Genomic DNA, 20,413 nt, shown 5'->3' with positions numbered 1-20,413 from the left:
TTTTCCATTTCATGCAGGCAGCAGGCCATAGCGCCAGTTCCGATCCCTGGCATTGCGCGACAGCACCAGCCAGGTGAGCAGGATCATCCCTGCTTCCGCGAAGATGGGCGTCATCCAGATCCCGCGTTCACCGAAGACGAACGGCAGGAGGAATGTCAGCGGCAGGGTGAACAGATAGGACCGTGACAGACCGAAGATCGCGCCGCGCTTGGCATCGCCGATCGACTGGAAATAGGACGACAGGATGATCGCCTGGCCGAAGAGGAAATAGGCACCGATCGTCCAGGGCAGGATGCGGCCGACCTCCGCGACGATCAGCGGATCAGCCACGAAGATCGAGCCCATATGCGCCGCCAGCAATTCGACGATAAGCTCGATTGCCGCACAATAAACCAGCGCCGAAATCATGGCGATGACAACGCTATGGCCGACGCGGGCTGGAAGGGCGGCTCCATGATTATGGCCCGATATGGTCTGCAGTGCGATGCTCAAGCCCAGCAGTGGCAGATAGGCGAAGGTCATGACCCGGGTGACGATGCCATAGGCGCCGACGGTCGAGACATAGTCCCCCTCATGCCAGATCGACACATTGAAAAGGATGGCAGCCGAACTCAGCGAGATGCCGATGAAGCCGAGGCTCATCGGCGCGCCGAAGGCAAAGATGCCGCGCCATTCGCGCGCATGCAGGGCCATATCAACCCAGAGACCATTCGGCCGACGCAGACGATAGATGATGACGATCGTCAAGCAGATGAATTGCGCCAGGATCGAGCCGCCGGCCGAGCCGACTACCCCCCAGTGAAAGACGGCCATCAACAGCCAGTTTGCCAGGATGTTCAGCAGCGTCGAGGCAAGCGTCACCAGCGTCATGAAGCCGAGCTTTCCTTCGCAACGCAGCCCATCGAGATGCACGGACAGGAAGAAGCTGATCGGCGCGAAGGCGACCATGACGCCCATGAAGGCCTCGGCGCTGCGGGCGACATCGGTATTTCCCGCCGCAGCCACGGCAATGAACTGCCGGGCTGCGAGCCAGTAGACGAGATTGATGACAATCACGACCGCGATTGCGAGCGTATGGGCGCCGGTAAACACGGATCTTGCCCCTGCGCGATCCCCCGCCCCGAGGCGGCGGGCGAGGATGCTCGCCATGCCGTTCGACACCAGTGTCTGCAACGCGACCAGCAGCATGAGCGCGGGGAAGATGAGGCTGACCGCCGAGAGCGCCTCGGCGCCGACATAGACGCCGAGGAAATAGGCGTCGACGACGGCAAAAAGGCCGCTGACCGTGGTGATTACGATGATTGGCGCGGCGGTCTTGGCGAAGACGCCAGGCAGCCAGCCGGTGAGGAACATATTGTTTTCGGTATGACGGGTCATGGTGGTATCCGGACAGAATCACGCGTTATGGGCGAAGATAGGGATCTATCGATGAAAGAGGAATGTCAGATGTCGAGCACGAGATGCGGCAGGCCATTCGACGTCCTGCGCGGCGAAATGCCGTCGGCATCGACCTGGGCGTTAATGCGCTGGCGAAAGGCCGAGAAGCTCTCGAACTCCACCACATCGACCGGTTCGTCGAAGTGAATGGTGATCCTGTAGAGCCCGCCTGATTTCGCCGACATTGCCACCACCTTGCCCGTGAAAGGCTTGTTCAGATAGCGGCCGCGCACGGCGGAGCCGACATCGAAGGGCGCGTCAGGCCCATCATTCGGTTTGGCCGCGAGCGCCGACAGCGTGTTCCAGTCACGCAGGCCATGTTGCTTCGCGATCAGCTCCAGCGCCGTCGAGTGACTCATGTCATCGCCGCGCTCAGCCATGGCCTGACGCAGACGTCGGGCCTGTGCCTTCAATTCATCTATGGACGGATACGTCGTCATAGGATCAGCCTTTACCAAGGCACGCAATTACGACCGTGAAACGGGGCTCGCATTACCGTCAGTCAGCATGCCTCAAGTGGCTGTGACCAAAACTGCGAGAACTTCACCTTGGATTTTCATCCGCGAGCGGCAGGCGCCTCGAACCGAGGTTTCCTATGATCGAAGCCGATCTTGCTGTCAAGATGCCCTCAAATCGGCACAAACAGCGAACCCGTTAAAATTCTACCAATGCAATTGACGCTTCCGCAAAACCTCCGTGCAAGGTTCGTGGTGTAACCGAGATGAATTCGGTCTGTTCTTAAACAGGGAATGACAATGCTTCGCGCAACGCATCTGGCGAAAGTCAAATCCGAAGTCTACGAACGGAGTTGGGAGCGGTTCTATGTCCAGCGGCCCGCGCGTCTCGTAGCGGTACGTCCCTGTCTCACCGGCATCTCCATGCGCAGCGCCGAGATCGTCGACATCTCGCGTGGCGGCGCCAGCTTCGTTGTTGCCACGACTGTGGGACTGCCCAACCACTATTACCTGAACATTCTCGGCCTCGCCTATCGCATCGCCTGCGCCGAAACCAGCCGCAACGGCAACCGCATCCATGTCCGCTTCATCAACCTGATCGAGCCGGAGACATTGCGCCGTGTCGTGCGCGCCGATTTCATGATCGGCAATGCCGAGGCGCTCGCCGCACGCGGCAGGAAACGATAGGTCCAGATCTCGGTTATGGAGCATCAGCTCCCGGTCGACCAAGCCTTTCCTTGAGCCGCGAGGCTGCAAAATCCAGGAAGGCCCTGACTTTCAGCGCCATAAGCCCCCGCGACGGATAGACCAGACTGATCGGCCACGGGTCCTGCTCCACATCGTCGAGAACAGTTCTCAATCGCCCTTCGGATATGAGCGCCCTCACCTGATAGGAAAGCACGCGGGCAAGACCGAGGCCGCCGACTGCGGCGTCGATGGCTGCCTCGGCGGTGTCAACGACGAGCCGGGACCGGATCGGAACGCTGATGTCCGATTGGCCCATTCGGAAGGTCCAGGACTTTACCGACATCAGATTTTCGAACGTGATGCAGTCGTGCAGCCGGAGATCGTCCGGACTTGCGGGCGTTCCCCGTTCCGCCAGATAGCCGGGACTTCCGCAAATGACCTGCCTGACCTCCCCCACGCTGCGAAAAACCAGGCTGCTGTCGGGCAATTTGCCGATCCGAACAGCCAGATCGACATGCTCCTCCGGCAGGTCGATCAATCTATCGGACTGGATGAGCCGGACGTCGATCTCGGGATAGGTCTTCAGAAACTCGGTGATGACGGGCAGGACGTGCAGCCGGCCGAAGACGACCGGCGCGGTGATCGTCAGGTTGCCCTTCGGTGCCTTGAATTCGCCCGCAACCGTGCGCTCCGCCTCGGCGACATCCTCCAGAATGCGCCGGCAGGACGACACGTAGGCCTGGCCAGTCTCAGTGAGGATCAGGCCGCGCCCGGCGCGCTGGAACAGGCGCGTTCCGAGATGACCCTCAAGTTCCGACACCTTACGGCTCACGGTTGCCAATGGCAGTCCGAGACTACGAGATGCGGCCGATAGGCTTCCGGCATCCACGACGGAGAGAAGCACGGACATGGCTTCGAGACGATCAGGCATGACTTCCGTAAAATGAGAGGATCATTCCTGAAATTAGCAGATATTCGCACAAATCGGAAGGCAGTACGGTCCGGCCATCAAATCTCAAAGGGAAAGGCAGTCCTATGTCCCGCATCGCAATCCCCGCCACAATCGAAGCCGCTCCAATCGCCTCCCAGCAAATGCTGACAGCGGTCAAGCAGCAGCTTGGCGTCGCTCCCAATCTCTTCCGTCTGATGGCGGTCAGTCCGCAGTCCCTGGAAGGTCATCTCGGACTGTTCGGCGCACTTGGAAAGGGCAAGCTCTCGGTCCAGACCCGTAACCGGATTGCGCTTGCCGTCGCCGAGATCAACGGCTGCGACTATTGCCTTTCGGCTCACACCTATCTCGGTCACAACCTCGCCAAACTCGACGATGCGGAAATGCAAGCCAACCGGGACGGCAAGTCCAACGACCCCAAGGCTGACATTGCGGTCCGCTTTGCCGCCAAGGTGGCTCGTGAACGCGGGAGCGTCGAGGCAAGCGACGTGGAGATGGTGAAAACGGCCGGATATGACGACGCCGAAATCATCGAGATCGTTCTCCACGTCGCGCTGAACACATGGACGAATTATCTCAACAAGGTCGCAGGCACCGAGATCGACTTCCCTGTGATCACCGCGAGGAAAGCGGCCTGATTACATTGGGCAATAGCGGTAATTCGGCTGCCTTCGCTGGTGGCCGGATCATAGGTTCGATCTACGCAAATCACGATGAGCCGTCAGGAGTTGGCGATGTCTGATTCAAATTTGGAGTTTTCAAGCGATGTCGCCTTCACGCCTTCGGTGAAGGCCATCCAGAGCCGCAAGGGTTCCAGGCGCGGCTATGAGAGAATGGAAATCGGCGGGTCATGGCAGACCGATATTACGACGGAGATTGCTGCCTTTATCGAGAGCCGCACAAGCGCGTTTCTGGCAACGGTAAACGCTGCTGGCCAGCCCTACATCCAGCATCGTGGCGGCCCCGCGGGTTTCCTGAAGGTCCTTGACAGAAAGACGATCGGCTTTGCCGATTTTGCCGGAAATCGACAATACATCACGCAGGGAAACCTGGCCGAAAATCCCAAGGCTCACCTGTTCCTGATGGACTATACGTACCGGCAGCGCGTCAAGATCTGGGGCGAGGCAAGAGTGGTCGAGGGCGATGCCGAGCTCGCCGAACGCCTGTTTCCCGAGGGTTACAAGGCGCGTGTCGAACAGGTGATCCTCTTCACCGTAACCGCATGGGATGTGAACTGCCCGCAGCACATACCGCAGCTTATCGATGCCGCCACTGTTCAAACGTTGCTGGCGGAGAAGGATCGCAAGATCGCCGAACTGGAAAGCCGGATCGCGCAGATGTCCGCGCCGCGGGAATAGCAGTGGCCTGGGGATCGCTCGGAATGCGTTTCGGGCGTTCAGATTCGCTCACGAGCGCTTTGTCTGCGTTCGAGCCGGAGCGAACTCTAAGGGACTTAAGAATCTCATACGACGACATCTATTCGTTTGATCGAGGTAGTAGCTTTGTTTCTTCGGATTCGGTGGAACGCCGAAAATCGCCGGACGGTGCAACATGACCGCACCGGGCGCATCTAACCATTGGATTTGGATCATCTAAATCCTCACCCGCTTCCAAATGCCAACTTCCATTGTCACAAATCGGGCATGCAGACCGAGCGACAACTCTTACGATTTTAGTCCACATTTTGAGACCCACATCGTTGCTTCGAATTCAGTAGAAGCCTCAATCTGACGCTTTTTCGCAAAGCTCCGTCAGTTCCGGGCCTGGACAGTATGGTATTTCCAATAAACCCCAACATCCGCTCCTGACGCGATACGAAAGCACTGCTTCTCCTCAGTCGCCACAAGCTGATCGCTCTCTTTCACCATCGAAGTAGGCCGGTAAAATTTGCTCCATAATGTGGACAGATCGAGCGGTTTCCACCCTTGCAACGGCCTGCCAAGCGCCTATTCTGCCGCACCTTGCAACAGAATTCGGGAAACAGAGCCAGCATGTCCGCCTTTTCGCGCTTCACGCCGCTGATCAGCGCCCTTCCCTCCACCGTTCCTTTCGTCGGCCCCGAAGCGCTGGAGCGCCAGCGCGGGCTCTCCGTCAAGGCCCGCATCGGCGCCAATGAAAATGGCTTTGGTCCTGCACCCTCGGTGATCGCGGCCATGCGCGAGCAGGCCGGCGATATCTGGATGTACAATGATCCGGAAAATTTCGCGCTGAAACAGGCGCTTGCCGCGCATCTCGGCGTCCGATCCGGCAATATCGCCGTCGGCGAAGGCATCGACAGCCTGCTAGGCCTGATCGCACGCATGGTAATCGAACCGGGGACGCCTGTCGTCACCTCGCTCGGCGGCTATCCCACCTTCAATTTTCACGTTGCCGGCTTCGGCGGGCGCCTTGTGACCGTGCCCTACGTGGATGATCGCGAGGATCTGGATGGGCTGCTGGAGGCGGTCAATCGCGAGCAGGCGCCCCTGGTCTATTTCGCCAATCCCGACAATCCGATGGGAAGCTGGTGGGACGCCGACAAGGTCGTCGCCTTTGCTCGCGCCCTGCCGGAAAATTGTCTGCTGATCCTCGACGAGGCCTATAGCGAGACGGGGCCAGCGAGTTCGCTGCCGGCGATTTCCGATCTGATCGACTTGCCGAACGTCTTGCGCACCCGCACCTTCTCAAAGGCCTATGGCCTTGCCGGCGCACGCGTCGGCTATGTCATCGGCGCACCAGAAACCGTGATCGCCTTCGACAAGATCCGCAATCATTTCGGCATGAACCGGCTGGCAACCGTCGCAGCGTTCGCAGCCCTCAAGGATCAGGCCTATCTCGCCGAGGTCGTCGGAAAGATCCAGGCTGCTCGCGAGCAGATCGGCGTGATCGCGCGGGACAACGGGCTCCTCCCGCTGGCGTCGGCCACCAATTTCGTCGCCATCGATTGCGGCCGCGACGGCGTCTATGCCCGCGCGATCGTCGACGGGCTGATTCAGCACGCCGTCTTCATCCGCATGCCGGGCGTAGCGCCGCTCAATCGCTGTATCCGCGTCAGCGTCGGACCCAAACAGGATCTGGATCTCCTGGCCGAGGCGCTCCCGAAGGTATTGAAGGCGATCGGCTAAGCAAGAAACGACGAAACCGCGCCGGCCTTGTTCCGGCCGGTCGCGGTTTTCATCGTTCGGCGGCTCGCCTCTCCGTCGTCCGCCGACATCCCCTCCTTCGAGGTCAGTACGTCGTATTCGGCATGGCGCGCTTCAGTGCGTGGTCATCCACTCGCGGGCGGCGCGGAGCGCTGCCGCGAGCTGCATCTTGGTCAAGGTCGCGGCGACGTCGGCACGAAGCTCGGCCGCCCGCGCGCTGCCACGGATGGCGGCGATATTCAACCACTTATGGGCGGCGACGAGATCTGTGGTGCAGCCTCTGCCGGTCGCGTAGTTCACGCCCAGCTCGCAAAGAGCATCGGCGCCGTTGCCACCCATCATGGCCATTTCAGACATCGGTATTTCGAAGCGTGCCATCGGTTTTATCCCTGTTTCACTTCTATTTGTACTTGCCCTGTTTTTCCGTCGGGACCTTGCCGTCGTTCGCGGCTTTCCGGTCCTTCCGGCCGGCGGGTTTGCCCCGCTCGTTTGATGGCTTCACTATCGCAGACGGCTTTCAAAAAACGGCTAAAATGCATGCTTAATTCGATGCAAACAAAGTACAAATGCTTGGTAAACTTGGGATTTTGTTAAACATCGCTTGCCTTGCAAATTAAGGACTTTTGAGCGAATTTTACATCTTGTTAAGATCTGGATTTAAACCCTTCATTCACCACGAAAAAAGCTGCCGTCTTTGGAAGCGGTGATTTTCGATGGGCCGGAGGGCCGCAAAACAAGGAATTTGCGCTTGCAAAATATATTTACCTTTACGTTCGCGTCAGATAATCTCGCCTCATTTCCGGCTATTGGGCCGGAAGGTGCCCTGGGGAGGAACACACTATGATCCGTGCAACGATTTTTGTCGCCGCGCTGCTCGTCAGCGCCGGCAGCGCCTTCGCCGACGAGGCGATCGTGGGCAACTGGAAGACCGAGGCTGGCGATACCGCCGCCATCACGCCCTGCGCGGACAGCTATTGCGTGACGCTGAAGACGGGCAAATATGCGGGCCGGCAGATCGGCAAGATGCAGGGCAAGGGCGGCAGCTATACCGGCGAACTCACCGACCCCTCCGAGGACAAGACCTATAGCGGCTCCGGCGCGATCAGCGGCAATAGCTTGAAGATGACGGGCTGCGTCCTGAAGATCTTCTGCAAGTCGCAGACCTGGAAGAGGCTCTGAGGACACGCGCCTTGAAAGAGGCCTGATTCCACGCCTGCCCGGCTCGCTTCGGGCAGGCTTTTTCTTATGGGCGACGTCCGGAACAAGCCTGCGAGCAAGATTAAGAATCATGAACGCTGGATGAACCGGTATCTCAGCACCTGTTCAGCCTGACCATGGCAAAACAGTGTCCAGTATAGGGCACTGGTAGGGCCAGGAACATGGACTCGATCATCATCGCACGGCGGTTTGTTGTTATCATGCTGTTTGCCGCCGTCTTCGCATTCAGCTTTTCAGCCGTCGTCGAACACGCCGGCCGCAGCGGCGCGCAATCGCATTTCGGAGCAAGCTTCACATGCCTGCAAACCGGTGCGCCCTATTGCACGACCGTTCAGTAAGCGAACACTCCCTCATCCCGGCTGGCCGGGATCTGGATGCGGCTGCAAAAATAGCTGCGAAAATCCGGGACCGTCTCTTTCAACGTCGTTTGCTTGTTAACAACGACACTCTATAATGGCTCATGAGCAACCGAATCTCTCCTTTTTCACCCCTCGACATCTCCTCCCCCACCCCGTTCCAGCCGCGGACCTTCGATAATCCGGCCAAGGCTGTGGACGCGCTGACGGAGCTTTACGAGCGCAATACCGCGTTCCTGATCGACAGTTTCACCAAGTTGGCGAGCGGCGCGCCGATCACGGCGCGCTACCGCGCCTTCTATCCGCAGGTCAGCATCGAGACGACCAGCTTCGGCCACGTCGATTCGCGCCTCTCCTATGGTCACGTCACCGCACCCGGCGTCTACACGACGACTGTCACACGTCCGCATCTGTTCCGTCACTATCTGAAGGAGCAGCTGACGCTGTTGATGCGCAGCCACAATGTGCCGGTGGTCGTGTCGGAATCGACGACGCCCATTCCGCTGCATTTCGCCTTCGGTGAAGGCGCGCATGTCGAGGCATCCGCCGCGGTTTTCGAAGATATCCCGCTGCGCGACCTCTTCGATACGCCGGATCTCAACACCACCGACGACGAGATCGCCAACGGCGAATATATCCCACCGCCGGGTGAGCCCTCGCCGCTAGCACCCTTTACCGCACAGCGCATCGACTATTCGCTGGCGCGCCTCTCGCACTATACCGCGACGAGCGCTGCACATTTCCAGAATTTCGTGCTGTTCACGAACTACCAGTTTTATATCGACGAATTCTGCAAATGGGCTCGTGATCTGATGGCGAGCGGCGGAGACGGCTATACCGAATTCGTCGAACCCGGCAACATCATCACCAAGGCCGGCTCCAGCCAGCCCGAGGGCGATACGACGCCGCCACGCCTGCCGCAGATGCCGGCCTACCATCTAAAGAAGAAGGGGCATGCCGGCATCACGATGATCAATATCGGCGTCGGCCCGTCCAACGCCAAGACGATCACCGACCACGTCGCCGTGCTGCGCCCGCATGCATGGCTGATGCTCGGCCATTGCGCCGGCCTGCGCAACAGCCAGCGGCTGGGTGACTACGTGCTCGCACATGCCTATATGCGCGAAGACCACGTTCTCGACGACGACCTGCCGGTCTGGGTGCCGATCCCCGCACTTGCCGAAGTGCAGGTGGCGCTGGAGGCGGCCGTTGCCGAAATCACCGGCTTCGAAGGCTTCGAGCTTAAGCGCATCATGCGCACGGGCACGGTCGGCACCATCGACAACCGAAACTGGGAACTGCGCGATCAGGCAGGACCGGTCAAACGGCTGTCGCAGGCTCGCGCCGTTGCGCTCGACATGGAATCGGCGACGATCGCCGCCAACGGCTTCCGTTTCCGCGTTCCCTACGGCACGCTGCTCTGCGTCTCGGACAAGCCGCTGCATGGGGAGCTGAAGCTCCCGGGCATGGCGACCGCCTTCTACCGCACGCAGGTCAACCAGCATCTGCAGATCGGCATCCGCGCCATCCAGAAACTGGCCGAAATGCCACCGGAAAAGCTGCATTCGCGCAAGCTGCGCAGCTTCTTCGAAACGGCGTTCCAGTAAGCAACGCTACGGACTATTGCCCCTCCGAGGGTACTGAATGCATCTGAACGGCGGCCGCAACCTGCGGCCGTTCGTCGTTTGGCGCGGCACCCCAACTCAGGCACAGGATCAAGAAGGCAAAGCCCGAAAATCCGATCCAGATGCGGTAGACGACCCTTCCGACATCCGCCGCATCCAGCAGCTCTTCTTCAGACATTGTCTTCTTTTGCCAGTAGTGCACGATTGCTGCCTCCAGACCGTACATTTCCGTCTCTCCTTTGGTAATGACGGAAACTGGACGACCGGCGCGCGCCCTTTTCGACAACGCCCGGAATTTTTGTCATGCTGCGGATCGGGATGTCGATTTGCGTAAAGCCTGCTCGTCTATGGCGTCAGCAAATTGAAAGAGGAGGCGCTGCGATGAAATATCTCTGCCAGGTCTGGTTCGATGGCACGAGGCTCGACACCATGACCAAGGAAGAAAAGCACAGGCTCGATTCGGATTCGCTCGGTTACGATCGGGATCTGATGGCAAGTGGCAACATGATCCAAGCCGAGGCGCTACAGTCCCCAAGATCGGCGGTGACCGTGAGGGTCCGCAACGGCGAGACGGCGGTGACCGATGGCCCCTTCATCGAAACCAAGGAATATCTCGGCGGCTTCATCCTGATCGAGGCTAAGGACCTGAACGATGCGATCCGCGTCGCCGCGGGCATTCCGCTCGCCAAGCTCGGCGCCATCGAGGTGCGGCCGATCCATGAATTCGGCCCTGACGCCTGAGGAGGCTGCCATGAAATTTCTTTGCCAGGTCTGGTTCGAGAGCGCAGAGATCGCCAAGCTTTCCGAGGAGGAAGGGCGACGGCTCACGCAGGAGTCCATCGACAATGACAACCGGCTGCGCGCCAGCGGTCATATTGTTATTGCCAACGCATTGCGGGAGCCGGAGACTGCCAGAACGGTTCGGGTTCGCAAAGGTGAAGCAGCTGTTACCGACGGCCCCTTTGCCGAATTGAAGGAGCATCTCGGCGGCTTCGTGCTGATCGAGGCTGGGGATATGGAAGAAGCGACGGCCATCGCCGCCACCTTCCCCGTTGCCCGCTACGGCATGATCGAGGTCCGTGCCTCCTTCGACATCCGCTTTCCGGACGAATAGCTGCGAGAGGAGAAGACATGCGGTTTCTATGCCTGATCTACACAACGGTCGACGTCGACGGGCGGCTATCACCGAACGAGATGAACCATCTGATCGGCGAACATTTCGTCTATGATGAGGGCTTGCGACAGGACGGGACCCTGATCGTTTCGGATGCACTGGAACTCCGGGACAAATCGATCGTCATCCGGCCGCGGGGCGACACGTTTTCGGTGACGGATGGGCCGTTCGTGGAGACGAAGGAGCATTTGGCTGGCTTCTATCTCATCGAAGCGCCGGATCTGGAAGGGGCGACCGAGATCGCCAAAGGTATTCCCTCGGCGCGCTACGGTGCCATCGAGATCCGTCCGGTGCGTATTCTGACGCTTCAGGGAGATCTCGCGGGGGAACGCTGACACCGTGTCGCTGAACCAGACCATCGACAGCATCTATCGCAGCCATTCGCGCCGCGTGCTGGCGACGCTGATCCGCTTGCTCGGCGATTTCGACCGGGCCGAGGAAGCACTCCACGATGCGTTTTCGGCGGCGGCACAGCAATGGACCGAAGAGACGATACCGGCCAATCCCTATGCCTGGCTCGTCTCCGCCGGGCGCTTTCGCGCCATCGATCACATCAGGCGGCGATCGCGTTTCAATGCCGCCCAGGCCGATATCGCCGACAGCCTCTATCCGGAGGGTGAAACAATGGAGATCGCTGAAAGCAACGAGATCGAGGATGATATGCTGCGGCTGGTCTTCACCTGCTGCCACCCTCTCATTCCGGCGGAAGCGCAGATGGCGATGTCGCTGCGGGAAGTATGCGGCCTGACGACGGAAGAGATCGCCCACGCCTTCCTGATTCCGGCGCCCACCGTGGCCCAGCGCATCGTCCGCGCCAAGAACCGGATCCGCACTGCCCAAATCCCCTACGAAGTGCCTGATAAGACCGAGTTGCCGGAGAGGCTGGCGCAGGTGCTGCATGTCATCTACCTCGTCTTCAACGAAGGCTATTCAGCATCATCGGGCTCGGCGATCGTCCGCGCTGATCTCTCGGCCGAAGCCATTCGCCTTGGCCGGCTGCTGCAGCAGCTTCTGCCGGATGCTGAGGTCGCGGGGTTGCTGGCGATGATGCTCCTGCAGGATTCTCGACGGCATGCCCGCGCCGACACGTCAGGCGATCTCGTGCTACTTGCCGATCAGGATCGCTCGCTCTGGGACCGCGAAAGAATTCGCGAGGGCCTGACGTTCTCGGCCAGGGCGATGGCCGCAGAAAGTGTCGGCGCCTATGCACTGCAGGCGGCTATCGCAGCCGAGCATGTCCGGGCTCAGACGGCAGAGGATACTGACTGGCAGCGGATTGTCGCGCTCTATGATCTGTTGCTGGTGGCCAACCCCTCACCGGTCATCGAACTCAATCGAGCGGTGGCCGTTTCGATGTGCGATGGCCCGGCAGTGGCACTTTCGATCGTCGGTAGGTTGCTCGGGGAAGAGCGTATGGGACGATATCACCTCACGCATGCAGCGAAGGCCGATTTCCTGCGCCAGCTTGGGCGCAGCGACGAGGCACGAGAATCCTATGTGACGGCACTATCGCTTTGCCAACAGGCGCCGGAGCAGGCCTTCTTGCGCAAGCGGCTTGCCGAGCTTGAAGTCAAGACGCGACAATAGCCGGATCAGGCGCGCTTGCGCGATACCAGCAAACCGATCGCGGTGCCCGTCAGCGCCGAAACGACGATCAGGAGGTGGGTGTTGATGCTGGCCTGCGCTAGATTTTCAAGCGCAGCTTTCTCCCCTGAAGCGCCGAAAGCCATGGCGCCGGCGGTGATCCCGGCCGGATAGGTGCCGACGCCTCCCGGCGCATGCACGGGCAGCACCGACGACAATTCGCCGCCAAGCGCGCCGCCGAAGCTTGCCGACAGCGGCGTGACGTTCATCAGGCCGAGCGCCCAGGCAAGGACCGCAACCTTGACCAGCCAGTTGACCACCGTTGTCAGCCAGGCGCGGGCAAAGGCCTGAGCATCGACCGGCAGACCACGCTCCAGCTCGTGCACCAGCCCTTGCGCCTTCTTCGGCAGAATACGGGCGGCAAGGCGGATCAGCGGGCGGCGCGAGACGAAGCCCACGACCGGCAAAAGCAGGAAAGCCAACCACACGACCCAGGCCAGAATGCGATAGGGCGAAGCAAGCGCAAGACCGACGCCGGCCGCGGCCAGCAGCGCATGCAGGTCGAGCAACCGCATGACGAACAGCGCCGAAGTGCCACGAGCCAGCGGAATGCCGAATTCGGATCGCATCAGCACCGGGAAACTGGTCTCGCCGGTGCGAAAGGGCATCATGATATTCAGCAGGTTATGCACCTGCGTCACACGGAACAGCACTGCGAAATGGCCCGAGGTCTCCTTCGGGAAGTAATCGTAAAAGCGCCAGGTGCGCAGAAAGTAGGTGCCGGTCAGGAGCACAAGCGCGAGAAGGATGGGCAGGGCGCCGACCTTGCCCCATTGCGCCAGGATCGAACTCCAGCCCCAGAACCATTCGATGAAGGCCGCATAGGCAATGACGACGGCCAGCGTCAGCAGCATCATTCGGTTGCGAATAAACCAATTCTGTCGGCTGGCAACCATCGGAGTCTTCATGTAGTTAGGCACCCAATGCGAGCTGAGGCTTCAGACCGGACAGTCGCTCGTTTCGCCCGGCATGTTTCTGCCGGTCTTGTAGGAGAAAGAAGAGTTGCAGACAACGGCAGAGTCGACCCTCCCCCAGGCCGATGCGACAAGCCCGCTTGAGCTTTCGCTGGTTGTGCCCGTCTTCAACGAGGAAGAAAGTGTCGGTCCGCTGATCGAGCGCATCTGTTCCGCCATGGCGAGCTTTGACAAGCGCTGGGAGTTGATCCTTATCGACGACGGCAGCACGGACGCCACGCTGGCCAATGCGCGCCGCTCGCTGCTGCGTGACGGGCTGACATTGCGGATCGTCGAGCTCCAGCGCAATTTCGGCCAGACTGCCGCCATGCAGGCCGGTATCGATGCCGCAAACGGCCGGCTCATCGCCACCATGGACGGCGATCTGCAGAACGACCCGAAGGATATTCCCTCGATGGTCGAGGAGCTGGAACGGCGGCAGCTCGATCTGCTCGTCGGCTGGCGCAAGAACCGCCAGGACGGGCTTTTCCTGCGCAAGATCCCCTCCTGGTGCGCCAATTACCTGATCGGCCGCATCACCGGCGTCAAGCTGCACGACTATGGCTGCAGCCTGAAGATCTACCGCTCATCGATCATCAAGCAGGTGAAGTTGATGGGCGAGATGCATCGCTTCATCCCGGCCTGGGTCGCCGGCGTTGTCCCGAGCTCACGCATCGGCGAAGTGCCCGTCACCCACCATGCGCGCCAACACGGCACCTCCAAATACGGGATTTCGCGGACCTTCCGCGTCATTCTCGATCTGCTGTCGGTGATGTTCTTCATGCGTTACAAGGCGCGGCCGGGCCATTTCTTCGGTTCCCTTGGCCTCGGCCTCGGCGCGCTCGCAGCCTTGATCCTGTTCTGGCTCTTCATCGACAAGTTCGTCTTCGGCGACGATATCGGCAGCCGTCCGTTGCTGATGGTTGGCGTCGTGCTGCTCCTGTCGTCCGTGCAGATGATCACCACAGGCATTCTCGCCGAAATGATCGCCCGCATCTATTATCGCGACGATCTTTCGCCGAATTATATAGTCCGCAAGATCTTCGATCGTAACAATCAGGACGCATAGAGTTCCGACCGGATGGCAAGGTGATCCAAGCCATCCCGATCGGGGTGCTAGTTAAGACCTCACTTCGGCCCAGACGGCATCCAACGCCAGCCGTGTGATGCGCACCATGGCGTCCACTTCTTCATGGCTGATGATCAGCGGTGGCGATGCCAGCATGCGATCGCCGGTCGCGCGCAGCACCAAGCCATTGGTGAGAGCGTGGTTGCGCACGGCCGAGCCGATGGCATCCGGCTTTTCGAAGCGGCGGCGCGTGGATTTGTCGGCTGCGAGCTGCAGAGCGCCCATCAGGCCAATACTGACCGCTTCGCCGACCATGTCATGATCCCTCAGGTTGCCCCAGGCCTTGGCAAAATGAGGGCCGATATCATCGCGGACACGCTCGATCAGCCGTTCGTCCTCGATAATCCTCAAATTCTCGAGCGCAGCTGCCGCGCACACCGGATGGCCGGAATAGGTGAAGCCGTGGTTGAACTCGCCGACCTCGTTGATCAGCACGTCGGCGATGCGATCGCTGACGAGCACGCCGCCAATCGGCAGGTAGCCCGATGATAGCCCCTTGGCGATCGGAGCGAGATCAGGTTCGACACCGAAATGCTGATAGCCGAACCAGGAGCCGAGACGACCGAAGCCGCAGATCACCTCGTCACAGACGAGCAGAATATTCCGCGCCTTGCAGATGCGGGCGATCTCGGGCCAATAGGTGGAGGGCGGCACGATGACGCCGCCAGCCCCCTGCACCGGCTCGGCGATGAAAGCGGCGACATTGTCCTCGCCCAGTTCATCGATCTTCTCCTCCAGCTCGCGGGCAACCTTGAGACCGAATTCCTCGGGCGAGAGATCGCCGCCCTCGGCATACCAATAGGGCTGGCCGATATGGACGACGCCAGGGATCGGCAGGTCGCCCTGCTCATGCATATATTTCATGCCGCCCATGCTGGCGCCGGCGACGGTGGAACCGTGATAGCCGTTCTTCCGCGCAATGACGGTCTTCTTCGTCGGCTTGCCGACAGCAGCCCAGTAGACACGCGCCATGCGGAACCAGGTGTCATTGGCCTCGGAGCCGGAATTGGTGAAGAAGACATGATTGAAATGCGGGCCGGCATGGGCGCAGACCTTTTCCGACAGCAATGTTGCCGGTGTCGTCGTCGTGCCGAAGAAGGTATTGTAATAGGGCAGCTCGTTCATCTGCCTGATGGCGGCATCGGCGATCTCCGTGCGGCCATAGCCGATATTTACACACCAAAGGCCAGCAAACCCATCCAGATATTTCTTGCCGTTGCTATCGAAAATATAGACGCCCTCGCCCCGCTGGATGATGCGCGCGCCATCGGCGTTCAGCTTCTTCATGTCGGCAAAGGGATGGAGATGGTGGGCGGCATCGAGGGCGGCGAGATTGGAGCGGCTGGATGTATCGGGCATCTGCGAAATCCTCGTCGGATTGAAAGGCGGGCTACGATCGGTTACGACCATGACGTGAGCATGGGGGATTTACAAGAGCATGGCGGCCGACAACGCAACCGAAGGTAACGCGCGCATTGAGGTGCTGATTTCGGACATGAACGGCCGACTGCGGGGCAAGCAGATCCCGATTTCGGCCGAGAAGAAGGTCTGGTCCGGCGCCGTGCGGCTGCCGACTTCGACGCAATCGCTCGATATCTGGGGCGATGACAATGACGACATTACCGGCCTGTCGCTGACGATCGGCGATCCCGATGGCACCTGCGTTGCTGACAAGCGCACGCTGGCGGAGATGCCCTGGGCGCCGGCTGGATCTAAGCAGATGCTGGCCACCATGCATGAGCTTGATGGCAGCCCGAGCTTTCAGGATCCCCGCGCCATTCTTTCTGCCGTGGTCGACCGCTACAAGGCGCTTGGCCTCACCCCCGTCGTGGCGACCGAGCTGGAATTCTACCTGCTCGCCGGCGACTGGCGCGACAGGGGCATCCCCTCGCCGCCCCTGGCATTGACCTATCGAGACGAGCCGAATGGCTATCAGCTTTACGATATGGACGCCGTCGACCTGCTTGACGGCTATCTTGAAACGCTGCGCAGCTATGCCAGGGCGCAGGGATTGCCGGCGGATGCGACGACAGCGGAATTCGGCCCCGGCCAGTTCGAGATCAACCTGTTGCACCGCCCGGATGCGCTTGCAGCGGCCGACGATTGCATCATGCTGAAGCGCGTGGCCGAGCAGGCGGCGCGCAAGCACGGCCTGAAATCGACCTGCATGGCGAAACCCTATACCGACCATGCCGGCTCCGGGCTGCATGTGCATGCCAGCATCATCGACGATCAGGGCCGCAATGTTCTCGATGCAGCGGGCGGCGAGCCGAAGAAGCTGAAGTCGATCTGCGCGGGTCTGCTGCAAACGCTTGAGGACGCGCAGCTGATCTTTGCGCCCTACGCCAATTCCTATCGCCGCTTCCAGCCGGGCTCGTTTGCTCCCGTCGATCTGACCTGGGGCTTTGGTCATCGCGGCACGGCCGTCCGCATTCCTGAAAAGGATGGGCCCGGCGCGCGCATCGAACACCGTGTCGCCGGCGCCGACGCCAATCCCTATCTGATGTTGGCGGCAATTCTCGGCGGCATGCTGTTTGGGCTGCAGAACGACCTCGATCCGGGCGAGGAATCAACGCCGTCTCAAGTACCGGCCGATGCGCCCAAGTTGACTCATGATTTCCTGACGGCCGTCGAACGCTTCCGCGCCTCCGCCTTCATCGCCGACATTTTCGGCGAGCGCTATCAGAAGCTATATGGCGATACGAAGCACAAGGAAGCGATCCGCTATCTGCGCAGCGTTTCCGATTTCGATTACCGGACGTACCTGCCGCGCCTCTGAGCGGTTCAGACGGCCAGCCTATCGACCGAACCCTCGCGCTCGACGCGGGCGGCGGTGCCTTCGCGAACCATCACCTTGAGTTCGCCGGGGTGAACCTTGAGGATCACATCGCGGGCAAGCGGCAGCAGCTCGCCATCCATGACGCAGTTTGCGAGCTGGCGCAGCTTCGGGAAATGCAGATGCACTTCCGGCGCATGCATCACCATGACATCGGTATTGTCGCGCACCCGGCCTCGCAACATGTCGACGGCCAGGCGGGCAACGCCAAGCGGCCGCAAGGGCTTGGCCGTGTAAAACCCCAGTTCGCCGCCGCGCAGATTATCGGCATAAAGCAAGGCATTGGCACCGAAGGGATTGTTGGACACGGAAATCGCCGAGACATGCCGGTGCCCGCGAATATCGCCGGCTTCGAAATCGACGTCGAATTCCGGCGGATTGGCGATGACGCCGAAAGCCGCTCGGGTGCTGGCCGACATCTTTCCGATTCGCGAACGGTAGGTGTAGCTATTGCGATAACGCACCAGACGCGCATGCAGGCCTGCCGAGAACTGATGCACGAAGGCTCGGCCATTGGCGCTGCCGATATCGACCTGATCGACCTCGCCTGTCGCCAGCACATTCAGCGTCTGCCAGATATCGAGCGGCAACCGCAGCGAGCGCGCGAACAGGTTCATGGTACCGGCGGGAATGACGCCGAGCGCAACGCCGTTCTTCCAAGCGATGGAGGCAGCGGCCGAAATCGTGCCATCGCCGCCGCCGGCGACGATACCGTCTATATCATCCCGACGCGCGGCACGCTCCATGGCCGATACGATGTCTCGTCCGGCTACGACTACGGCTTCGAACTCATGACCGGCATCGCGGAAAACCTGCTCTGCCCTCGCCTCGTAGGCAGCCATATCGGTCGTGCGGAAAGTACCGCCATCGCGATTGAAGAAGCCGATCAATTTCATCGGGGCTCCCGGTGTTTCCACAAATTGTGTCTCAGAAAGGAGCTGATGCCCCCGTGCGCTTTTTCACAGATGGTTTCTGATGAAGCAATTTCAAGCGCTGTGGCGGCCTGGCACCGGAGCGGACCCGCACTCACTTATGCATCATTCGACATGCTGCGCTGCAAAAAATGCACGCGACAGTAACCTCACCGTGATTGATAGTATGTTTGAGGCATGTCCGTGCTTCGCCAGTCCCTTATTGCAATTTGATGCATTGAACACCGAAGCCGGGGTTCGTTGCCCGATTCGCGGCGCTCAGCCTGGTTTGCCGCCCAAGGAGTTTTCGTGAGCGATATTGCCGTCGACGTCCTCGATTCCCAAATCGCAGTCGAAGCGCCCTCGCGCACGGCCATTGCGCTTGTGACGCTGGCTCTCGCCGTCGGCAGCTTTGGCATCGGCACTGGCGAATTCGTCATCATGGGGCTTCTGCCCAATGTCGCCGATACGTTTGGCGTCACGACGCCGGAAGCGGGCCATGTGATCAGCGCCTATGCGCTTGGCGTCGTCGTCGGTGCACCTGTCATCGCCGTGCTCGCCGCCAAGATGGCGCGCCGCACGCTCCTCCTGCTGATGATGGCGATCTTCGCGGCCGGCAATATTTCCAGCGCATTCGCGCCGACCTATGCGAGCTTCGCGGCGCTGCGCTTCATCACCGGACTGCCGCACGGCGCCTATTTCGGCGTTGCCGCGCTGGTTGCCGCCTCCATGGTGCCGGTTCATCGCCGCGTTCGTGCTGTCGGCCAGGTCATGCTTGGCCTCACCATCGCCACGCTTGTGGGAACGCCGATTGCCACCTTCCTCGGCCAGATTCTTGAATGGCGGGCCGCCTTCATGATGGTCGGCGGCGTCGGCCTCGTCACCATGCTGCTCATCGCCCTCTTCCTGCCGAAGGACAAGGTTGAGGAAGGCGCGAGCATCACCCGCGAGCTCGGCGCCCTCAAGCGCGTTCAGATCTGGCTGACGCTCGGCATCGCCGCTGTCGGTTTCGGCGGCATGTTCTCGATCTTCAGCTATGTGGCAACCACGACGACCCAGGTCGCCGGCCTTGGTGCGGGCATGGTGCCCGTGGTGCTGGCGCTGTTCGGTATCGGCATGAATGTCGGCAACATCGTCGGTTCGCGCCTCGGCGACATCTCGATCAAGGGCACGATCGGTGGCATGATGATCTTCAACATCATCGCCATGACGCTGTTTTCGCTGACGGCCGCCAATCCGATCATGCTCTGCGTCTGCGTCTTCCTGATCGGCTGCGGTTTTGCCGCTTGTCCCGCAGTACAGACCCGGCTGATGGATGTGGCCGCCGATGCGCAGACGCTAGCTGCCGCCTCCAACCATTCCGCCTTCAACATCGCCAATGCGCTGGGCGCCTGGCTCGGCGGCATGGTCATCGCCTGGGGCTTCACCGCGGCTGCCACAGGCTATGTCGGCGCCGTTCTCTCCGTCGCCGGCCTTGCGATCTTCGCTGTTTCAGTTGGCCTGGAACGCCGCACGGGCCACGCCTGAAGCGGCGGGCGCTGCCAGCTCCTGCCGGCCGTTGTGACAGAAGACATTCTCCTCGCCCCATACCGCCATCGCCTTGATGATCGGCCGCAGGCTGGCGCCAAGCGGCGTTAAAGCATATTCGACATGCGGCGGCACGACCGGAAAAACGGTGCGTGACACCAGCCCGGAGTCTTCGAGTTCGCGCAACTGCTTCGTCAGCATGCGCTGTGTCACCGACGGCAGCTTGCGCCGGATTTCGTTGAAGCGCAGCGTGCCTTCCATCAGGTGAAAAAGAACCACGCCCTTCCATTTGCCGTCGAGAAGGCTCAGCGTCGCCTCGACCGGACAACCCGGGAAATTATTGACAAGCTTGGAGCGGGGCAGCGACATTGACGGTATCCTTTTTGTACC

Annotated in this window: 23 protein-coding genes; 14 read left to right on the top strand and 9 right to left on the bottom strand. The window is 60.5% G+C overall.

Going from position 1 to position 20,413, the window contains the following annotated elements:
* Positions 1 to 9: 9 nt before the first annotated feature.
* On the bottom strand, positions 10 to 1,377 hold the full coding sequence (locus ACQZ6F_RS14500; protein WP_449093546.1) for an MATE family efflux transporter: 1,368 nt from the start codon (positions 1,375 to 1,377) through the stop codon (positions 10 to 12).
* 65 nt (positions 1,378 to 1,442) lie between these two features.
* Positions 1,443 to 1,877: a glyoxalase superfamily protein gene (locus ACQZ6F_RS14495; protein WP_449093547.1), complete on the bottom strand. Its 435-nt coding sequence runs from the start codon at positions 1,875 to 1,877 to the stop codon at positions 1,443 to 1,445.
* Between the two features lie 309 nt (positions 1,878 to 2,186).
* On the opposite strand from ACQZ6F_RS14495, the gene ACQZ6F_RS14490 reads away from it, so the two are divergent.
* A complete protein-coding gene (locus tag ACQZ6F_RS14490; protein ID WP_169055452.1) occupies positions 2,187 to 2,579 on the top strand; it encodes a PilZ domain-containing protein in 393 nt (130 codons plus the stop codon).
* A gap of 13 nt (positions 2,580 to 2,592) precedes the next feature.
* On the opposite strand, the gene ACQZ6F_RS14485 is transcribed toward ACQZ6F_RS14490, so the two are convergent.
* Positions 2,593 to 3,510, bottom strand: coding sequence for a LysR family transcriptional regulator (locus ACQZ6F_RS14485; protein WP_449093548.1), 918 nt, complete (start codon positions 3,508 to 3,510; stop codon positions 2,593 to 2,595).
* A 104-nt stretch (positions 3,511 to 3,614) separates the two neighbouring features.
* Between ACQZ6F_RS14485 and ACQZ6F_RS14480 the strand changes: the two genes are divergently transcribed.
* The 3 genes from ACQZ6F_RS14480 to ACQZ6F_RS14470 all read left to right on the top strand — a co-directional run bounded on the left by ACQZ6F_RS14480 (position 3,615) and on the right by ACQZ6F_RS14470 (position 6,632).
* A complete protein-coding gene (locus ACQZ6F_RS14480) occupies positions 3,615 to 4,166 on the top strand; it encodes a carboxymuconolactone decarboxylase family protein (RefSeq protein ID WP_449093549.1) in 552 nt (183 codons plus the stop codon).
* Between the two features lie 96 nt (positions 4,167 to 4,262).
* Positions 4,263 to 4,886, top strand: coding sequence for a pyridoxamine 5'-phosphate oxidase family protein (locus ACQZ6F_RS14475; protein ID WP_449093550.1), 624 nt, complete (start codon positions 4,263 to 4,265; stop codon positions 4,884 to 4,886).
* A gap of 633 nt (positions 4,887 to 5,519) precedes the next feature.
* Entirely contained in the window at positions 5,520 to 6,632 is a 1,113-nt protein-coding gene (locus tag ACQZ6F_RS14470; protein ID WP_449093551.1) for a pyridoxal phosphate-dependent aminotransferase, read from the top strand.
* 132 nt (positions 6,633 to 6,764) lie between these two features.
* Here ACQZ6F_RS14470 and ACQZ6F_RS14465 read toward each other — a convergent pair whose 3' ends face one another.
* A complete protein-coding gene (locus ACQZ6F_RS14465; protein ID WP_077469953.1) occupies positions 6,765 to 7,028 on the bottom strand; it encodes a sel1 repeat family protein in 264 nt (87 codons plus the stop codon).
* Between the two features lie 462 nt (positions 7,029 to 7,490).
* Here ACQZ6F_RS14465 and ACQZ6F_RS14460 point away from each other — a divergent pair, with 462 nt between their 5' ends.
* The 3 genes from ACQZ6F_RS14460 to ACQZ6F_RS14450 all read left to right on the top strand — a co-directional run bounded on the left by ACQZ6F_RS14460 (position 7,491) and on the right by ACQZ6F_RS14450 (position 9,831).
* Complete coding sequence (locus tag ACQZ6F_RS14460) at positions 7,491 to 7,829, top strand: DUF2147 domain-containing protein (protein WP_449093552.1); 339 nt, start codon at positions 7,491 to 7,493, stop codon at positions 7,827 to 7,829.
* Between the two features lie 200 nt (positions 7,830 to 8,029).
* A complete protein-coding gene (locus ACQZ6F_RS14455; RefSeq protein WP_169055453.1) occupies positions 8,030 to 8,206 on the top strand; it encodes a hypothetical protein in 177 nt (58 codons plus the stop codon).
* A gap of 122 nt (positions 8,207 to 8,328) precedes the next feature.
* The gene (locus ACQZ6F_RS14450) at positions 8,329 to 9,831 is read left to right on the top strand and encodes an AMP nucleosidase (protein WP_449093553.1); all 1,503 of its coding nucleotides are present in this window, start codon (positions 8,329 to 8,331) and stop codon (positions 9,829 to 9,831) included.
* Positions 9,832 to 9,844: 13 nt separating this feature from the next.
* On the opposite strand, the gene ACQZ6F_RS14445 is transcribed toward ACQZ6F_RS14450, so the two are convergent.
* The gene (locus ACQZ6F_RS14445) at positions 9,845 to 10,075 is read right to left on the bottom strand and encodes a hypothetical protein (RefSeq protein WP_449093554.1); all 231 of its coding nucleotides are present in this window, start codon (positions 10,073 to 10,075) and stop codon (positions 9,845 to 9,847) included.
* A gap of 155 nt (positions 10,076 to 10,230) precedes the next feature.
* On the opposite strand from ACQZ6F_RS14445, the gene ACQZ6F_RS14440 reads away from it, so the two are divergent.
* From ACQZ6F_RS14440 to ACQZ6F_RS14425, 4 genes are read left to right on the top strand one after another with little or no spacing between them, the layout of a single operon-like run.
* Positions 10,231 to 10,590, top strand: a complete 360-nt coding sequence (locus tag ACQZ6F_RS14440) for a YciI family protein (RefSeq protein WP_449093555.1) — start codon at positions 10,231 to 10,233, stop codon at positions 10,588 to 10,590.
* A 10-nt stretch (positions 10,591 to 10,600) separates the two neighbouring features.
* Complete coding sequence (locus ACQZ6F_RS14435) at positions 10,601 to 10,963, top strand: YciI family protein (RefSeq protein WP_449093556.1); 363 nt, start codon at positions 10,601 to 10,603, stop codon at positions 10,961 to 10,963.
* Between the two features lie 17 nt (positions 10,964 to 10,980).
* Positions 10,981 to 11,358: a YciI family protein gene (locus tag ACQZ6F_RS14430; RefSeq protein ID WP_077469948.1), complete on the top strand. Its 378-nt coding sequence runs from the start codon at positions 10,981 to 10,983 to the stop codon at positions 11,356 to 11,358.
* A gap of 10 nt (positions 11,359 to 11,368) precedes the next feature.
* Positions 11,369 to 12,610: an RNA polymerase sigma factor gene (locus ACQZ6F_RS14425; RefSeq protein WP_449093707.1), complete on the top strand. Its 1,242-nt coding sequence runs from the start codon at positions 11,369 to 11,371 to the stop codon at positions 12,608 to 12,610.
* A 5-nt stretch (positions 12,611 to 12,615) separates the two neighbouring features.
* On the opposite strand, the gene ACQZ6F_RS14420 is transcribed toward ACQZ6F_RS14425, so the two are convergent.
* Complete coding sequence (locus tag ACQZ6F_RS14420) at positions 12,616 to 13,575, bottom strand: lysylphosphatidylglycerol synthase domain-containing protein (RefSeq protein ID WP_068385486.1); 960 nt, start codon at positions 13,573 to 13,575, stop codon at positions 12,616 to 12,618.
* Between the two features lie 94 nt (positions 13,576 to 13,669).
* Here ACQZ6F_RS14420 and ACQZ6F_RS14415 point away from each other — a divergent pair, with 94 nt between their 5' ends.
* The gene (locus ACQZ6F_RS14415) at positions 13,670 to 14,689 is read left to right on the top strand and encodes a glycosyltransferase family 2 protein (RefSeq protein ID WP_449093557.1); all 1,020 of its coding nucleotides are present in this window, start codon (positions 13,670 to 13,672) and stop codon (positions 14,687 to 14,689) included.
* 51 nt (positions 14,690 to 14,740) lie between these two features.
* On the opposite strand, the gene ACQZ6F_RS14410 is transcribed toward ACQZ6F_RS14415, so the two are convergent.
* Positions 14,741 to 16,108 carry an aspartate aminotransferase family protein gene (locus ACQZ6F_RS14410; protein ID WP_449093558.1) on the bottom strand — a complete coding sequence of 456 codons (1,368 nt, stop codon included), beginning with the start codon at positions 16,106 to 16,108 and terminating at the stop codon, positions 14,741 to 14,743.
* 79 nt (positions 16,109 to 16,187) lie between these two features.
* Here ACQZ6F_RS14410 and ACQZ6F_RS14405 point away from each other — a divergent pair, with 79 nt between their 5' ends.
* Positions 16,188 to 17,528 (top strand): glutamine synthetase family protein, encoded by a 1,341-nt coding sequence (locus ACQZ6F_RS14405; RefSeq protein ID WP_449093559.1) that lies wholly within the window; start codon positions 16,188 to 16,190, stop codon positions 17,526 to 17,528.
* A 5-nt stretch (positions 17,529 to 17,533) separates the two neighbouring features.
* On the opposite strand, the gene ACQZ6F_RS14400 is transcribed toward ACQZ6F_RS14405, so the two are convergent.
* The gene (locus tag ACQZ6F_RS14400) at positions 17,534 to 18,481 is read right to left on the bottom strand and encodes a diacylglycerol/lipid kinase family protein (protein ID WP_449093560.1); all 948 of its coding nucleotides are present in this window, start codon (positions 18,479 to 18,481) and stop codon (positions 17,534 to 17,536) included.
* Between the two features lie 324 nt (positions 18,482 to 18,805).
* On the opposite strand from ACQZ6F_RS14400, the gene ACQZ6F_RS14395 reads away from it, so the two are divergent.
* Positions 18,806 to 20,023: an MFS transporter gene (locus ACQZ6F_RS14395; RefSeq protein WP_449093561.1), complete on the top strand. Its 1,218-nt coding sequence runs from the start codon at positions 18,806 to 18,808 to the stop codon at positions 20,021 to 20,023.
* On the opposite strand, the gene ACQZ6F_RS14390 is transcribed toward ACQZ6F_RS14395, so the two are convergent.
* The gene (locus ACQZ6F_RS14390) at positions 19,988 to 20,392 is read right to left on the bottom strand and encodes a winged helix-turn-helix transcriptional regulator (RefSeq protein WP_449093708.1); all 405 of its coding nucleotides are present in this window, start codon (positions 20,390 to 20,392) and stop codon (positions 19,988 to 19,990) included. The genes ACQZ6F_RS14395 and ACQZ6F_RS14390 overlap by 36 nt on opposite strands.
* Positions 20,393 to 20,413 lie beyond the last annotated feature (21 nt).

The organism is Rhizobium sp. A22-96 (assembly GCF_053521805.1).
This window is presented reverse-complemented; position numbering and strand designations above follow the sequence as displayed.

Coding starts and splice junctions, on each gene's coding strand:
- ACQZ6F_RS14500 (WP_449093546.1), bottom strand. CDS start 1,377: ATGACCCGTCATACCGAAAACAATATGTTCCTCACCGGCTGGCTGCCT.
- ACQZ6F_RS14495 (WP_449093547.1), bottom strand. CDS start 1,877: ATGACGACGTATCCGTCCATAGATGAATTGAAGGCACAGGCCCGACGT.
- ACQZ6F_RS14490 (WP_169055452.1), top strand. CDS start 2,187: ATGACAATGCTTCGCGCAACGCATCTGGCGAAAGTCAAATCCGAAGTC.
- ACQZ6F_RS14485 (WP_449093548.1), bottom strand. CDS start 3,510: ATGCCTGATCGTCTCGAAGCCATGTCCGTGCTTCTCTCCGTCGTGGAT.
- ACQZ6F_RS14480 (WP_449093549.1), top strand. CDS start 3,615: ATGTCCCGCATCGCAATCCCCGCCACAATCGAAGCCGCTCCAATCGCC.
- ACQZ6F_RS14475 (WP_449093550.1), top strand. CDS start 4,263: ATGTCTGATTCAAATTTGGAGTTTTCAAGCGATGTCGCCTTCACGCCT.
- ACQZ6F_RS14470 (WP_449093551.1), top strand. CDS start 5,520: ATGTCCGCCTTTTCGCGCTTCACGCCGCTGATCAGCGCCCTTCCCTCC.
- ACQZ6F_RS14465 (WP_077469953.1), bottom strand. CDS start 7,028: ATGGCACGCTTCGAAATACCGATGTCTGAAATGGCCATGATGGGTGGC.
- ACQZ6F_RS14460 (WP_449093552.1), top strand. CDS start 7,491: ATGATCCGTGCAACGATTTTTGTCGCCGCGCTGCTCGTCAGCGCCGGC.
- ACQZ6F_RS14455 (WP_169055453.1), top strand. CDS start 8,030: ATGGACTCGATCATCATCGCACGGCGGTTTGTTGTTATCATGCTGTTT.
- ACQZ6F_RS14450 (WP_449093553.1), top strand. CDS start 8,329: ATGAGCAACCGAATCTCTCCTTTTTCACCCCTCGACATCTCCTCCCCC.
- ACQZ6F_RS14445 (WP_449093554.1), bottom strand. CDS start 10,075: ATGTACGGTCTGGAGGCAGCAATCGTGCACTACTGGCAAAAGAAGACA.
- ACQZ6F_RS14440 (WP_449093555.1), top strand. CDS start 10,231: ATGAAATATCTCTGCCAGGTCTGGTTCGATGGCACGAGGCTCGACACC.
- ACQZ6F_RS14435 (WP_449093556.1), top strand. CDS start 10,601: ATGAAATTTCTTTGCCAGGTCTGGTTCGAGAGCGCAGAGATCGCCAAG.
- ACQZ6F_RS14430 (WP_077469948.1), top strand. CDS start 10,981: ATGCGGTTTCTATGCCTGATCTACACAACGGTCGACGTCGACGGGCGG.
- ACQZ6F_RS14420 (WP_068385486.1), bottom strand. CDS start 13,575: ATGAAGACTCCGATGGTTGCCAGCCGACAGAATTGGTTTATTCGCAAC.
- ACQZ6F_RS14410 (WP_449093558.1), bottom strand. CDS start 16,108: ATGCCCGATACATCCAGCCGCTCCAATCTCGCCGCCCTCGATGCCGCC.
- ACQZ6F_RS14405 (WP_449093559.1), top strand. CDS start 16,188: ATGGCGGCCGACAACGCAACCGAAGGTAACGCGCGCATTGAGGTGCTG.
- ACQZ6F_RS14400 (WP_449093560.1), bottom strand. CDS start 18,481: ATGAAATTGATCGGCTTCTTCAATCGCGATGGCGGTACTTTCCGCACG.
- ACQZ6F_RS14390 (WP_449093708.1), bottom strand. CDS start 20,392: ATGTCGCTGCCCCGCTCCAAGCTTGTCAATAATTTCCCGGGTTGTCCG.